We start from the raw sequence: 14,660 nt of genomic DNA on the forward strand, positions 1-14,660 counted from the left end.
GCCCGCAGCGCGGCGAGGTGCCCGTGGTACGCCTCGCGCCCGCGCGGGGTCAGGCGCAGCCAGACGCGCTGACGGGTGGCGCGTACGGCCTTGCGCTGCTCGACGTATCCGGCGGCGATGAGGGCGCCCGCGTGCTTGCTCAGCACGGAGGCCGACAGGCCGAGCTGTTCCTGCACCGCTCCGAACTCGGCTTCGCGCGCGGCGTCGAGCAGGGCGCAGATGCGGAGCCGGTTGGGGGCGTGGACGAGGGCGTCGAAGCCGTCCGTCGGGTCGGTCGCGGTCGGCCGGATGGTCACGACGACGCCTGCCCGCGCTCGCGGTGCAGCCGCACGAAGGCGAGGTGGGAGCCGATGGAGAGCGCGGCGCCGACGGCCGCGGCGCCGATGAGCCATGCCACCTGCCCGGTGAACCGGAAGGCCCAGGCCGAGCCCACCACCAGCGCGGGCGCCACGATCATCAGAGTCACGGTCACCCACTTCGGGAGTATGTCGAGGCGGAGCGCCACGCCAGTGCGCTGCACCCAGGAGCGGGCGGCGTACACGAACGACGCCATGAACACGGCGATCATGGCCACGAACACCGCCCACCAGGCCGCCTCCGGCAGCAGCCACGCCCCCTCGGCCACCACACCGCCGTACACGACGGGGAGGGAGGCGAGATAGACGGTGAGGAGGGCGGTGAACCAGAGGGGCCAGGGGGTGGCCGACCGTGCGGCGGTCGAAGCCCGGACGCGTTCGATGTCGGCCAGCGCGGCCCGTGCCTCGGCGGGGGTCGGGGAGTGGTGGTCACCGAGGGCGCTCGCGTCAGTTTCCATACCGGAAACAGTAGTCATCACTTTCCACTACGGCAACACACGCCGACGGGCTGCCGAGTTCGCACCACAGGAGCTTGCCGCCCTGCCCGAAGGGGTCGTCGCCGAGCGGCCGCCCGCCCCAGTCGTCCGCGTAGTGGCTCACGAGGAAGAGGCCGCGCCCGCTCTCGCCGTCCGGCGGCACGGCCATGGGCCTGAACGGTTCCGGTCCTCGGTCGAACGGGGGCGGGATCTGCGGGTTGGTGTCCCACACGCTCATCCGCAGGCGTCCGCCGCCGAGCGCCCGGAGCCGCAGACCGGAGGGTCCCTCGGCGTGCCGGTACGCGTTGGACACCAACTCGGACGCCAACAGTTCTGCCAAATCGATGAGTTCGCGGAGGCCGTACTCGGTGAGTACGGCGCGGAGGGTGCGGCGGGCGATGCGGGCGGCGCAAGGGTCGTAGGGGAGGTGGAGGGCATAAGGACCAGAACTCAGGCGTCTTGTGCTGCGGCGGGGCTACGGTGACCACGGCGATCTCCTCCAGTAGTGGTTCGGGGCGCTCGGTCAGCCTGGTCGGGCGGTGGCAGTGCCGCGCTGAGGTACGCGGTGCGCTTCCGGCTCATCGATCAAGCCGGCCTGGTGGCCTGCGTCACACCGTGGACTGCAGAAGCTGAACCTTTTGCAATAGACAGCAAAACCTTCAGGGATTTGCTTCGTGTGGGTGACCGCCCCGCCAGGCGTACGAAACGGAGCAGACTCATGGCAGCGAGAAGTGCCCCTACAGCTCGCCGACTTCGGATCGGCATCGAACTGCGCCGGCTTAGGGAGCGAGCCGATATGACCGCCGCTCAGGCTGCTCGGTCACTCGGGACAACGCAGGCACAGATCAGCAACATCGAGGCCAACCGCTTCAACGTCAGCGCGGAACGCGTCCGCACACTCGCCCGCATCTACGACTGCACGGACCACGCCCTGATCGAAGCGCTCGCCGACATGGCGGCGGATCGCACCCGTGGATGGTGGGAGGAATATCGCGGCACCTTGCCGTCCCCACTCCTCGACCTGGCGGAGATGGAACATCACGCGTCAGCCCTGCGCGTCGCCCAGGTCATCAACGTTCCGGGGCTGCTTCAGACCGTGGAACACGCTCGCGCGCTGTTTCACGAGGTGGTACCGACTCTGCATCCCCACGAGATCGAGTACCGCGTCTCCCACCGCGTGAAGCGTCAGGCGGTTCTCTTGCGCGACCGACCGGTGCCCTACACAGCGATCATTCACGAGGCCGCGCTGCGCATGCAGTCCGGCGGCCGAGAGGTGACACGCGCCCAGCTCGGCCACATCGCCAGCATCAGCACGCAGCCGCACATCACCGTTCGTGTCATCCCCTTCGACGGCACCACGTTCCCCACCGCGGGCCACGGTCTGGATTACGCCCACGGCCCTTTGACCGCGCTCGACACCGCACAGTTGGACACCACTCATGGGAGCGAACTCGTCGACGTGGCGGCCAAACTGGAGACCTACAGACTCGTACTCGACCGTATGGAGCGGGCTGCCCTCCCACCCGCCGCATCACGAAAGCTCATCCACACCATCGCCGGGACCATCTGAGGACTTACGGACCGTGACTGAACTCAACTGGCAGAAGTCCAGCTACAGCGAGACTGCGTCCTCGTGCGTCTACCTCGCGGCGGCTCCTACTGGAGGCATTCTCCTCCGCGAGAGCGACGAACCGGAGACCACCCTCAACACCACCCCGCACCCACTCGCCCTACTGATAGCCGCGCTGCGGAGCGCTCCCCACCAGCGTGGCCAGCAGCGCCAACGACTGCTCGTCCGGTGATGCCGGGCTCGCGTAGTGGACGGTCAGCACCTGGCCGGCCTCCAGCGACATGGCGTGGTAGCGGAGGCTGATCACGCCCACCTCCGGGTGCCGGTAGGCCTTCGTGCCCGCCATGGTGGTGCGGACGTCGTAGCGGGCCCACAGTTCGCGGAACTCCTGGCTGTGCAGCGACAGTTCGCCGATGAGTTCCTTCAGTCCGGGGTCGTCCCGCTCGGTGCCGATGCGGGCGCGGAAGTTCGCGACCAGGTCCGACGCCGCCGTGTCCCAGTCCACCAGTACCCCGTGGGTGTCCGCGTCCAGGAACATCGACCGCAACAGGTTCGTCCCGGGCGTGTAGCAGGGGGCCAGCTCGCAGGCCAGGGCGTTCGCGCCGATCACGGTCATCCGGCGGCTGGTCACCGCCGCCGGGGTCGTCGTCCAGGCGTCCAGCATCTCCTGCACGCTGTCCGACACCCGCTCCCCGGTGCGCACGGCGGTCGGGGCCGGGCGGGCCAGCGCGTACAGGTGCTCCGTCAGCTCGTCGTCCAGCCGCAGCGCCCGGGCCAGCGCGTCCAGGACGCCCTCCGAGGGGCGGTGGCCGCGGCCCTGCTCCAGCCGCACGTAGTAGTCCGCGCTGACCCCGGCCAGGAGGGCCAGCTCCTCCCGCCGCAGGCCCGTCACCCGGCGGCGGGTGTCGCCCGCCGCGTCGTCGAGGCCCACGTCCTCGGGGCGGACCAGGGCCCGGCGCGCGCGGAGGAACTCGGCGAGAGCGGTGTCGTCCATGGCCGCCAGGCTACGTCCGGTGCCCTGGCACGAGGGTGGCCCTGTGATGCCCAGGCATCGGCCACCGATGGTGCGGCGCCGTTGCGCGGGACAGCCTGAGGAGGTCACGAACGAGAGGAACGATCTTCATGCGTACGGTGAACGGCTGGGCCGCGAAGGCACCCGGGGCGGCTCTGGAACCCTGGCGGTTCGAGCGCCGTGACCTGCGGCCCACCGATGTCGCGCTGCGGGTGACGCACGCCGGGGTGTGCTTCACGGACCTGGACCACGTGCGGCCCGAACCGGGCCAGGAACAGCCGGACATCTTCCCGCTGGTCCCGGGGCACGAGATGGTCGGCGAGGTGGTGGCCGTCGGGAGCGAGGTCACCCGGTTCCGGGTCGGCGACCCGGTCTGTGTGGGGAACATCGTCGACTCGTGCGGGGTGTGCGAGGCCTGCCGGGGCGGGGACCAGCAGTTCTGCGCGGAGTTCCCGACGCTGACCTACGGCGGGCGGGACCGGCACGACGGGTCCCTGACCCAGGGCGGGTTCGCGGACGAGTACGTGGCCGACCAGGCGTTCGTGTACCGGCGCCCCGAGGGGCTCGACCCGGCCGGCACCGCGCCGCTGATGTGCGCGGGGATCACCACATGGGTGCCGCTGCGGCGCTGGGAGGTCGGGCCCGGCCGGACGGTGGGGGTCGTCGGTCTCGGCGGGCTCGGGCACATCGCGGTGAAGCTGGCCAAGGCCCTCGGCGCCGAGGTCGTGGGGTTCACCACCTCACCGGGCAAGGCCGAGGGCATGCGGGAACTCGGTGCCGACGACGTCGTGGTGTCGACCGACGCCGACGCCATGGACAAGCAGCGGGGGCGCTTCGACTTCATCCTCGACACCGTGCCCCGCACCCACGACCTGTCGCCCTACCTGACGGCGCTCCGGTTCGACCGGACGCTGTGCACGCTCGGCATGGTGTCGGGGATGCCGTTCGACCCGATGTCCCTGATGTACGGGCGCAAGCGGCTGGCGGCAGCGGGCAGTGGGGGCATCGCCGACACCCAGGACATGATCGACTTCTGCGGGACCCACGGCGTGACCGCGACCGTCGAGGTGCTGCCCGTCGCCGAGGTGAACACGGCACTGGACCGGCTGGTCGCGGGCGACGTCACGTACCGGTTCGTCCTCGACCTGGGCGGGAGCGCGGGAACGGCGGAGCGCCGGGCCGCGTCTGCCACGTAAACCGAACTCTGATCAAGGAACCGGATGACGGACACCGCGCCCACCCCCACCGTGACCGAGGACGACCACCACGGGGATATCTCCGTCGAGTCGAGCGGCGAGCACGGTGAGACGCTCGTCGTGACCGGCGGCGACGCGATCCCCCGCGTCGTCCTCACCCGCGCTCCCGGAGCCGAGGTCGACGAGCACGTCGTCATCGGTACCCGCGACCCACGGCACCTGCGCATGACGGTGGGCGGCGACGACACGCCGATCACCCCCGCCAAGGGCCGCCTCACGCGCCGCTCCTACCGCGTCGACGTCACGTACGCGGGCACGTCCTACCGGCTGGTGCCCGTCTCCGTGTCGACCAGCCGGCTGACCCGCGACGGGAAGCGCCTCGGGGAGTTCTCGTCGGAGGGCGATCTGCGGGTGACGGCCGAGTGGGAGGACGGCGTCGAGGTCGAGCCGGTCGACGCGGCGGTCGGTTACGCGCTGGCCGCGGCGTTCGGCACGGGCGGGCAGTCCCTGTGGACGGCGGTGGTCGAGGTGGTGAGCGAGGCGCTGCCGTAGGGCCCGCGCCGGCGCCTCAGCGCTTCCGGTCCCGCAGCGCCGCGACGATCGTCGGTACGGTGCCGAGGACGATCGGCGCCAGCAGCGCCACCGGCAGCCACGCGGGTACGTCCGGGTCGGGTGTGGACCGCCACAGCACTCCACAGCCCACCGCGAAGGAGATGCCGATGCTCGCGTTGAGCAGCAGCAGGGCGCGTGCGGTCCGGCGGGCCGACTCGCGGCTGGCGGGTCTGTTCACCAGGGACGAGGACAGTCCGGTCGTCGTCTTCGGCAGTTCGTCCCGTGGTGTCATCCGCAGGGACAGTTCGGCGGAGCCGATCATCAGCACCGTCAGCCCCGCGTACAGGAAGACCAGCGAGAACGCGCCGCCGATCGACCGGTCCGTCCAGGCGTCCACTCCGCCGGTGCCGATGTGCTGCGGTATCCGTTCCGGCAGGTGGGAGTAGCGGATGACGCCCCAGACGGCCAGTGCGGCCAGGAGGACGGCATTGGGCAGCAGCCAGAGACGGACGGACGCGGAGAACACCATGGCACTGATCATCCGTTGGGGTGGGAGCGGGGGGAAGAGGGGCACCGGACGTGGTCACAGCAGTGGCCCGACGACCGCCCGCGCCAGAGCCTCGGCACGGGAGCGCGGGGCGGCGTCGGCGTCGGGGCCCTGGGCGTAGTAGCGCAGGAACGCCTCCTGGAAGCACGCTCCGATCAGCAGCGCCGCTGACGCCTCCGGGTCCGCGCCCCCGGCGATGCGGCCGAGGGCCTGCTCGGCCCGCAGGTAGGCGGCGAAGCCGGTGACCGCCTTATCGGGGCCGCCCCCGTGCCGGCTCATCGCCTCCCGGTGGGCCGCCATGCGCTGTGGGTCCGCGAGGAGGGCACCCAGCATGGGGATCGACCGCTGGTAGAAGTCGAGCGCCGCGTGGGCGAGTTCGGTGAGGTTCTCCTCGACGTCGCCCTCTCCCGGGCGGACCGGGACGCGGGAGGGGCCGGGCACCCTCTCCTCCAGCACGGCGAGCAGCAGCCGCTCCTTGTCGCCGAAGTACTTGTACAGCGTGGGCTCGGACACCCCGGTCGCCTGCGCGATCACCTTGGTCGTGGCGTGCACGACGCCGCGGGTGCGCAGGATGTCCGCGGCCGCGTCGAGGATCCGCTCCCGTGTGCTCATCGCCGTACTCCCGCTTCCGGACCCCATTGACAGGCTAGTGAACACTAGCGCACCCTGGTGAGCCCTCGGGTTAGTGTTCACTAACCCCCTGGCGCACCTGGAGCGTGCCCATGCGCATCACCGTTCGTAGACCCGGGAAACGGATCGTCATCACCCTCGGCGCGTTACTTCTGGCCGTACTCGCGGTCGCCGCCACCGTCGGCTACGTCACCTTCCTGCGCCCGCCCGCCAACGCGCCCGCCGAGGCGTGCGCCGACGGCCGGCCGGACGCCGACGGCCCGGTCGTCGTCGCCGCCGGGGCGAGCATGACCCAGGGTGCGCTCGGCCGGGACTGGGTCGGCGACCTGCGCGGGAGGCCCGAGTTCCGGGGGTACGCGTTCGTCAACGCCGGCAGGAACGGCGACACCAGCGCGGGCCTGCGCGGGCGCGTCGACCGCGACATCGTGGCGTGCGCCCCGGACCGGGTCACCCTCCTCGTCGGCACCAACGACGTCCGGAGCGGCGTACCCCTGGCCGAGTACCGGGACAACCTCACCGCCGTCGTCGACCGCGTCCACGAGACGACCTCCGCGCGGGTCGCCCTGATGTCCCTGCCCCCGCTCGGCGAGGACCTCGACGCCCCGATCAACCACACACTGCGCGGCTACAACGCGGCGATCGAGGAGACCGCCACCCGTACCGGCGCCGACTACCTCCCCCTGAACGAACGGTTCACCGACCGCCTCCGGGACCGTGACGACCGGCCCGCGTACGACTTCGGCTTCACCACCGCCTACCTCGCGGCCGCCCGGCACCATCTGCTCCGGCAGAGCTGGGACGACGTCGCCCGCGGCAACGGACTCGAACTCTTCGTCGACCACATCCACCTGAGCGACCGGGGCGGGGCGATCGTCACCGGACTCGCCGCCCAGTGGCTGACCTGACGTGCGGCCGGACGGGCGCACCGCACCGCGCCCGGGAACAACCCCACCCGCCACTACGCTCTACGAGGTATGAGCGACGTGAACGGCGTGAACGGCGGAAACAACGACTACCGCATCGAGCACGACTCCATGGGCGAGGTCCGCGTCCCGGCCCACGCGAAGTGGCGGGCGCAGACGCAGCGGGCCGTGGAGAACTTCCCCGTCTCCGGGCAGCGCCTCGAACGCGCGCACATCGAGGCCCTCGCCCGCATCAAGGCCGCCGCCGCCAAGGTGAACGCCGAGCTCGGGGTGGTGGACGAGGACATCGCCACGGCCATTCAGGACGCGGCGGCCGAGGTCGCCGAGGGGCGGTGGGACGAGCACTTCCCCGTGGACGTGTTCCAGACCGGTTCCGGGACCTCGTCCAACATGAACACCAACGAGGTCGTCGCCACCCTCGCGACCGAGCGGCTCGGGCGGGACGTGCACCCGAACGACCACGTCAACGCCTCCCAGTCGTCCAACGACGTCTTCCCGTCCTCGATCCACATCGCGGCCACCGCCGCCGTCACCCGGGATCTCGTTCCCGCGCTCCGGCACCTCGCCGACTCCCTCGCCCGGAAGAGCGAGGAGTTCGCCGACGTCGTCAAGGCCGGGCGGACGCACCTCATGGACGCCACCCCGGTGACCCTCGGACAGGAGTTCGGCGGGTACGCCGCCCAGGTGCGGTACGGGATCGAGCGGCTCGAGGCCTCCTTGCCGAGGCTCGCGGAGCTGCCGCTCGGCGGGACCGCCGTCGGCACCGGCATCAACACCCCGCCCGGCTTCTCCGCCGCCGTGATCGCCGAGGTGGCGCGCACCACGGGGCTGCCGCTCACCGAGGCCCGCGACCACTTCGAGGCGCAGGGCGCGCGGGACGGGATCGTCGAGATCAGCGGACAGCTGCGCACCATCGGCGTGGGGCTGACGAAGATCGCCAACGATCTGCGGTGGATGGCGTCCGGGCCGCGCACCGGGCTCGCCGAGATCCAGCTCCCCGACCTGCAGCCCGGGTCGTCGATCATGCCGGGGAAGGTCAACCCCGTCATCCCCGAGGCCGTCCTCATGGTCGCGGCGCAGGTGACCGGCAACGACGCCACCGTCGCCGCCGCGGGCGCCGCGGGAAACTTCGAGCTCAACGTCATGCTGCCCGTCATCGCCAAGAACGTGCTGGAGTCCGTCAGGCTGCTCGCCAACGTCTCGCGGCTGCTCGCCGACCGGACCGTCGACGGCATCGTCGCCGACCGGGAACGGGCCCGTGAGTACGCCGAGTCCTCCCCCTCCGTCGTCACCCCGCTCAACAAGTACATCGGGTACGAGGAGGCCGCGAAGGTCGCGAAGAAGTCCCTTTCCGAGCGGAAGACCATCCGTGAGGTCGTCCTGGAGGGCGGTTACGTCGAGCGCGGCGACCTGACGGAGGAACAGCTCGACGAGGCACTGGACGTGCTGCGCATGACACACCCGTGACCGTGGCCGCACCGGCGGGCCGCACCGCCGCGGCAGGTGCCCAACTGCCGGGGGACGCGGCCGTAACCGGGTCCCGCCATGGCGTGAACCTCGTCCCTCACCGCAGCGTCGGACGACTCCGGCACCTAATATCTGTTCATGGCGCATGACGGAGCGGTGAGACGAGCGGGTGCGGGCGGAGCGGTGGTGCGCTGGGCCCCCGGGAGTCGGATCCTGTGGCGGTATAGGGAGAACGCCGGCGAGCGCTTCCACATCGTGCGTCCCGTCACCGTCGTGCGCGACGACGACGAGGTGCTCGCGGTGTGGATGGCGCCCGGCACCGAGTGCGTCAAGCCGGTGCTCGCCGACGGGAGTCCGGTGCACAGGGAGCCGCTGGAGTCCCGTTACACCAAGCCGCGCACCGTGACGCGCGACCACTGGTTCGGCACGGGGGTGCTGAAGCTGGCGCGGCCCGGCGAGCCGTGGTCGGTGTGGCTGTTCTGGGAGTCCGGCTGGCAGTTCAAGAACTGGTACGTGAACCTGGAGCAGCCGCTGGCCCGCTGGGAGGGCGGCGTGGACTCCGAGGACCACTTCCTGGACATCTCCGTGAACCCGGACCGCAGTTGGCACTGGCGGGACGAGGACGAGTTCGCCCAGGCCCAGCGGGACGGGCTGGTGGACGCGCGGCTCGCGGCACGGGTGCGGGCGGCGGGCGAGGCCGCGGTGGAGGTGATCCGCGCCTGGGGCCCGCCGTTCTCGGACGGCTGGCAGCACTGGCGCCCTGATCCGGCGTGGGGCGTACCCTCACTGCCGGACGACTGGGACCGTACGCCCGCGCACGTGTCCTCATGAGACCCTTGATGCGCGCCCGGTCGGCAACCGTAGGATCGTCCTCCGCAAGGGCGCACAGGGGTGTAACTCCGGCAGCATCCGCTGCGCTTGACCGTACGTCACCGAGGGGCGGCAGGACGTGATCAAGGGGTACGAGGGCTACATCGGTACGGGCCACAGACAGCCGGACGGACGGTCTGCACCGTCCGCGGCCGGGCCCGCCAGGACCGTCCGCGGCACCGGAACCGCCCCTGACCGTGCGGGTTTTCCGTTCCTGACACCCGTTCTGCGGGTATCCGGTTCTCGGCGGGACGCAACTACCGGTTCGCTGCGGAACCGACTGCACGCACGGCGCGCAGCCCCGGACGGATGGATTCGACACGCGTGACGGAGCACCCCACCTCCCATGAGCGCCCCCAGCCGGGCGCTAGCCCCGTGGACGACTGCGGGGCCCTCCTGCGTACCCCTGAGACGCCGCTCACGCGCCCTTCCTCCGCATTACCCGCTCAGGTACGCGCGGGCGACGCACCGGGCGAGTCCGGCGGCGACCCGGCAGCCGGGGCCACGGGCCTCCAGGGCACCGGCTCCGTCCCCGCCGCCGGCCCGTCCGCGCCCGGTGGCCCGGAGCACGCGCAGCCCGCGGCCACCGATTCCGACCCGCACCGCCCGCGCCCCGCTCCGGACAGCATCCCCGAGCAGCCCGGACCCGAGCAGGAACGCATCTCCAGCGGATCCGGCGGGTCCGGCGGCTCCCATGGGCACGGCGGATCCGGCGGCTTCGGTGGACCAGGCGGACCCGGTGGGTCCAGCGGGTCCGGCGGGTCCGGTGAGGAGGAGCGGCGGCGGGGGAAGGGCCTGGCGCCGGGCAGCGGCATGCCCATGCGGCGGGACGGGGACCGGCTGCGGTTCGTGGGGGCGGCGACCCGGCGGATCGCCCGGGGCATCGACCTGGACGAGATCGTCATGGGTCTGTGCCGGGCCACCGTGCCGACGTTCTCGGACGCGATCCTGGTGTTCCTGCGCGAGCCGCTGCCGGTCGGCGACGAGCGGCCCACCGGTCCGGTGGTGCTGCGGCTGCGCCGTACCGACCGGATCCCCGAGGACCGGGACACCGAGAGCGGCTTCCTGACCACGCTGCCGCCCGAGCCGGGCGAGCTGTCGGCGGTCACCGCGGAGCTGTGCGAGGTACGGCCCGGCGGCGCGCTCAACGAGGTGCTGCGGGGCGTGCGGCCCGTCTTCGCGGACGCGCCCGCGGCCCGCGCCGCGCTGCCGGAGCTCCTCGGCGAGGAGGCGGACATCACGGTGCCGCCCGGCCAGCGCGCGATCCTCGCGCCGCTGCGCGGGCGCCGCCGGGTGATCGGCGCCGCGCTGTTCCTGCGCCATCCGGAGCGCGAGGCGTTCGAGCAGGACGACCTGCTGGTCGCCGCCCAGCTCGCCACGCACAGCGCGCTCGGCATAGACAAGGCGGTGCTGTACGGCCGCGAGGCGTACATCGCGGACGAGCTCCAGCGCACGATGCTTCCGGAGACCCTGCCGCGGCCCACCGGCGTGCGGCTCGCCTCCCGCTACCTGCCGGCCGCCGAGACCGCCCGGGTCGGCGGCGACTGGTACGACGCGATCCCGCTGCCGGGCAGCCGGGTGGCGCTGGTCGTGGGCGACGTCATGGGGCACTCCATGACCTCGGCGGCGATCATGGGCCAGCTGCGCACCACCGCGCAGACCCTGGCCGGGCTCGACCTGCCGCCGCAGGAGGTGCTGCACCACCTCGACGAGCAGGCCCAGCGCCTCGGCACCGACCGCATGGCGACCTGCCTGTACGCGGTGTACGACCCGGTCTCGCACCGCATCACCATCGCCAACGCCGGCCATCCGCCGCCCGTGCTGCTGCACCTGGGCGGCCGGGCCGAGGTGCTGCGGGTGCCGCCGGGCGCCCCGATCGGTGTGGGCGGGGTGGACTTCGAGGCCGTCGAGCTGGACGCGCCCGCCGGGGCCACGCTGCTGCTCTACACCGACGGGCTGGTCGAGTCGCGCCTGCGGGACGTGTGGACCGGCATAGAACAGCTGCGCGAGAAGCTCGCCGCGACCGCGCAGCTCACCGGCCCGGACCACCCGCCGCCGCTGGAGGCGCTCTGCGACGAGGTGCTCGACATGCTCGGTCCGGGCGACCGGGACGACGACATCGCGCTGCTCGCCGCCCGGTTCGACGGGATCGCGCCCAGTGACGTCGCGTACTGGTTCCTGGAGCCGGAGGAGATGGCTCCGGGCCGGGCCCGGCGGCTCGCCCGGCACGCGCTGTCGCGCTGGGGCCTGGAGGAGCTGTCCGACTCGGTGGAGCTGCTGATCAGTGAGGTCGTCACCAACGCCGTGCGGTACGCCTCCCGGCCGGTGACGCTGCGGCTGCTCCGTACGGACGTACTGCGCTGCGAGGTCACCGACGACGTGCCCCAACTGCCGCGGCTGCGGAACGCGCGCGCCACCGACGAGGGCGGGCGCGGTCTCTACCTGGTCAACAAACTGGCCAGGCGGTGGGGCGCGACCCGGCTCAGCGCGGGCAAGGTGGTGTGGTTCGAGCTGAACCGCGCGTGAGCCCGGTGCCCGTACGGGACCGGACGAACTGACGGAGGGGCGGCCCGTGCGGGCCGCCCCTCCGTCGTGCTGCCGGTCTCGCTACTGGTCCCCCTGCCACCAGTCGCCGTTCTCCTCCTCAGGGGGCGACTCGCCGCTCTCCGAGGCGGACGGCGGGCTGACGGGCGGGCTGCTCGTCTGCTCGTCGTCGTCCGGCGGCTGCGAGGTCGTCGCCTCGTCGGTCGGGGTCTGCGACGGGGTCGGCGACGTCGTCGACTCCTCGGGGGTCGGCTCCTCGGACGGGCTCTCGGACGGCGACGGGGTGGGCGTCGGCGTCGGGGTCGGCTCGACCGCCGCACCCTGGTTGGTCTCCAGGTCGAACCGGGAGACCTCGTCCATGGCGCCGAAGGTGTACTGGGCCCAGATCCTGGCCGGGAAGCCACCGCCGGCGACCCGGCCCTTGCCCGGGAGGGTGCCGGTCGCGCCCTGGAGGGTGGTCTGGGCGTGGGTCTCGCTGTCCTCGCCGAACAGGCCGACGGAGGTGACCAGGTCCGGGGTGTAGCCGGTGAACCAGGCCGACTTGTTGTCGTCGGAGGTACCGGTCTTGCCGGCGACCTGCTGCCCGTCGCGCTGCGGGTTGTCGCGCACCGAGGCCTGGGCCGTGCCGTCGTCGACCACGCCGGTGAGCACCGAGGTGACCGTGTCGGCGGCCGTGCGGCTGATGACCTGCTCGCCGATCGCGTCGGGCATCTCGACCCCGCCGTCCTTGTGCTCGGCGGCGGCGACGATCGTCGGGGTGACCTTCCGGCCGTGGTTGTCCAGGGTGGCGTAGACCCCGGCCATCTCCAGCGGACTCGCGCCCATGGAGCCGAGGGTCTGGGCGGGCACCGCCTGCTCGTCGTCGACGTCCATGCCGAGCTGACCGGCGACCTTCATCACCTCGTCCATGCCGACGTCCACGCCCATCTGCGCGAACACGGAGTTCACGGACTTGTTCATGGCGGACTGCACGGTGACGGGGCCGTAGTCGACGTCGTCCTCGTTCGGCGGGGCGAACCCGACCTCGTTGCCGGAGGCGTCCACGACCGGCCGCTCGCTGTCGCCGTCGTAGACGGTGCTCGCGGTGATCGGCAGCCCCTCCTGCGTCGTCGCCTCCTCCTCGACGGCGGCGGCCAGGATCACGGGCTTGAAGGTGGAGGCGGGCTGGTAGTCGGCGCGGGTGGCGTTGTTCGTGTAGTGCTTGACGTAGTCCACGCCGCCGTACATCGCCAGGACCTTGCCGGTCTTCGGGTCGACCGAGACGGCACCGGCCTGCACATCGCCGTCGACGTCCCGCTCCTCGGCGTCCAGCTTGCTGGTGAGGGTGTCCTTGACGGACTCCTCCAGCTGGGTCTGCTTCTTCTTGTCGACGTTGAGCGTGATGGTCCAGCCGCCCTTGTCGACCAACGCCTTGGCCTCGTCCTGATCGGTGGCCGAGCCCTGGGCGACCAGCTGCTTCGCCAGCTCGCTGTTGGCCGCCTCCACCAGGTAGCCGGTCTGCCCCTCCAGGCCGGCCGCGCCCTGCGGGTCCTTCGGGACGGGGAACTTCATGCCCTGGCGCTCGCCCGCGTCCAGCCACTTCATGTCGACCATGTTGTCCAGGACGTAGTTCCAGCGGTCCTGGACCAGCTTCTTGCTGGTGTCGGAGGCGACGGCCCAGTCGTACTGGCTCGGGGCCTGGAGCAGCGCGGCGAGGTAGGCGCCCTGTTCGACGGTGAGCTTGTCGGCGTCCACGCGGTAGTACGCCTGGGCGGCGGCCTGGATGCCGTAGGCGCCGCGGCCGTAGTAGCTGGTGTTGATGTACCCGGCGAGGATCTCGTCCTTGGACTTCTCGCGGTCCACCTTCAGCGAGATGACCAGTTCCTTCAGCTTGCGGCTGACCGTCTGGTCGGAGGTGAGGTAGTAGTTCTTGACGTACTGCTGGGTGATCGTCGAGCCACCCTGCTTGCCCTTGCCCTGGAGCGTGTTGAGCAGACCGCGGGCGGTGCCCTTGAGGTCGACGCCGGCGTCGTCGTAGAAGGTCTTGTTCTCGGCGGCCACGAAGGTCTGCTGGACGCCCTTGGGGACGTCCGCGAGGTCGACGCTCTGCCGGTTGACGCCCTTGCCGCTGCGGGCGAGCGTGGACCCGTTGCTGTACTTGTAGACGTTGCTCTCCTGCTGCGCCACCGCGTTGGCCCCCGAGGGGATGCCGATGAGCAGGTAGAGCGCGACGAAGCCGAGCATGCCGAGCAGGCAGAGGGCGAAGAACGCGCCGAGGAGCTTCTTGATGGAGAAGAAGCGGCGTATGCCGCCCTTGCCGGCCGCTCGGGACGAACGCCCGGGTGCCGCGCGGCGACCCCCGCGCTGCCGCGCTCGTCTCTCTTCCGCTCGTCCCATGGCTTAGGTCCGCTCTCTTCCTTCTCGATCCTTCTCGTCTTCTCGCGCGTCACTCGTGTGTCGTCGGTCGACCCAGCAAGCTAACACCGCGGGCCATGACAAAGGTTCGCCGATCCCGCCTTTTCCGGACGTGAGAATCAG

General features: G+C 71.5%; 15 protein-coding genes. 8 read left to right on the forward strand and 7 right to left on the reverse strand.

Going from position 1 to position 14,660, the window contains the following annotated elements; all coding sequences use genetic code 11:
- The 3 genes from UW392_RS32420 to UW392_RS32430 all read right to left on the reverse strand — a co-directional run.
- Positions 1-296 (reverse strand): transcriptional regulator (locus UW392_RS32420; RefSeq protein WP_320778752.1); only part of this gene is annotated, 296 nt, incomplete at its 3' end.
- Positions 293-814: a hypothetical protein gene (locus UW392_RS32425; RefSeq protein WP_320778753.1), complete on the reverse strand. Its 522-nt coding sequence runs from the start codon at positions 812-814 to the stop codon at positions 293-295. The genes UW392_RS32420 and UW392_RS32425, both read right to left, overlap by 4 nt.
- Complete coding sequence (locus tag UW392_RS32430; RefSeq protein WP_320778787.1) at positions 804-1,286, reverse strand: ATP-binding protein; 483 nt, start codon at positions 1,284-1,286, stop codon at positions 804-806. Before UW392_RS32430 ends, UW392_RS32425 begins: the two co-directional genes overlap by 11 nt.
- Before the next feature lie 264 nt (positions 1,287-1,550).
- On the opposite strand from UW392_RS32430, the gene UW392_RS32435 reads away from it, so the two are divergent.
- Positions 1,551-2,402, forward strand: a complete 852-nt coding sequence (locus UW392_RS32435; protein ID WP_320778754.1) for a helix-turn-helix transcriptional regulator — start codon at positions 1,551-1,553, stop codon at positions 2,400-2,402.
- A gap of 13 nt (positions 2,403-2,415) precedes the next feature.
- Complete coding sequence (locus UW392_RS32440; protein ID WP_320778755.1) at positions 2,416-2,634, forward strand: DUF397 domain-containing protein; 219 nt, start codon at positions 2,416-2,418, stop codon at positions 2,632-2,634.
- Here the strand turns inward: UW392_RS32440 and UW392_RS32445 are convergent.
- A complete protein-coding gene (locus UW392_RS32445; protein WP_320778756.1) occupies positions 2,563-3,396 on the reverse strand; it encodes a helix-turn-helix transcriptional regulator in 834 nt (277 codons plus the stop codon). The genes UW392_RS32440 and UW392_RS32445 overlap by 72 nt on opposite strands.
- A gap of 128 nt (positions 3,397-3,524) precedes the next feature.
- Between UW392_RS32445 and UW392_RS32450 the strand changes: the two genes are divergently transcribed.
- Together UW392_RS32450 and UW392_RS32455 are read left to right on the forward strand one after the other, a co-directional pair.
- On the forward strand, positions 3,525-4,610 hold the full coding sequence (locus tag UW392_RS32450) for an NAD(P)-dependent alcohol dehydrogenase (RefSeq protein ID WP_320778757.1): 1,086 nt from the start codon (positions 3,525-3,527) through the stop codon (positions 4,608-4,610).
- A 24-nt stretch (positions 4,611-4,634) separates the two neighbouring features.
- The gene (locus UW392_RS32455; RefSeq protein ID WP_320778758.1) at positions 4,635-5,162 is read left to right on the forward strand and encodes a hypothetical protein; all 528 of its coding nucleotides are present in this window, start codon (positions 4,635-4,637) and stop codon (positions 5,160-5,162) included.
- A gap of 16 nt (positions 5,163-5,178) precedes the next feature.
- Here UW392_RS32455 and UW392_RS32460 read toward each other — a convergent pair whose 3' ends face one another.
- On the reverse strand, positions 5,179-5,691 hold the full coding sequence (locus UW392_RS32460; protein WP_320778759.1) for a DUF1648 domain-containing protein: 513 nt from the start codon (positions 5,689-5,691) through the stop codon (positions 5,179-5,181).
- A 54-nt stretch (positions 5,692-5,745) separates the two neighbouring features.
- Complete coding sequence (locus tag UW392_RS32465; protein WP_320778760.1) at positions 5,746-6,321, reverse strand: TetR/AcrR family transcriptional regulator; 576 nt, start codon at positions 6,319-6,321, stop codon at positions 5,746-5,748.
- Positions 6,322-6,626: 305 nt separating this feature from the next.
- On the opposite strand from UW392_RS32465, the gene UW392_RS32470 reads away from it, so the two are divergent.
- The 4 genes from UW392_RS32470 to UW392_RS32485 all read left to right on the forward strand — a co-directional run bounded on the left by UW392_RS32470 (position 6,627) and on the right by UW392_RS32485 (position 12,125).
- Complete coding sequence (locus UW392_RS32470; RefSeq protein WP_320778761.1) at positions 6,627-7,244, forward strand: SGNH/GDSL hydrolase family protein; 618 nt, start codon at positions 6,627-6,629, stop codon at positions 7,242-7,244.
- Between the two features lie 69 nt (positions 7,245-7,313).
- Positions 7,314-8,729: a class II fumarate hydratase gene (locus UW392_RS32475; RefSeq protein WP_320778762.1), complete on the forward strand. Its 1,416-nt coding sequence runs from the start codon at positions 7,314-7,316 to the stop codon at positions 8,727-8,729.
- A 138-nt stretch (positions 8,730-8,867) separates the two neighbouring features.
- Positions 8,868-9,560 (forward strand): DUF402 domain-containing protein, encoded by a 693-nt coding sequence (locus tag UW392_RS32480; RefSeq protein ID WP_320778763.1) that lies wholly within the window; start codon positions 8,868-8,870, stop codon positions 9,558-9,560.
- Between the two features lie 348 nt (positions 9,561-9,908).
- Positions 9,909-12,125, forward strand: coding sequence for an ATP-binding SpoIIE family protein phosphatase (locus UW392_RS32485; RefSeq protein WP_320778764.1), 2,217 nt, complete (start codon positions 9,909-9,911; stop codon positions 12,123-12,125).
- A gap of 81 nt (positions 12,126-12,206) precedes the next feature.
- On the opposite strand, the gene UW392_RS32490 is transcribed toward UW392_RS32485, so the two are convergent.
- Entirely contained in the window at positions 12,207-14,519 is a 2,313-nt protein-coding gene (locus UW392_RS32490) for a transglycosylase domain-containing protein (protein WP_320778765.1), read from the reverse strand.
- Between the last annotated feature and the right edge of the window lie 141 nt (positions 14,520-14,660).

It is taken from the genome of Streptomyces sp. CRN 30 (assembly GCF_034105845.1).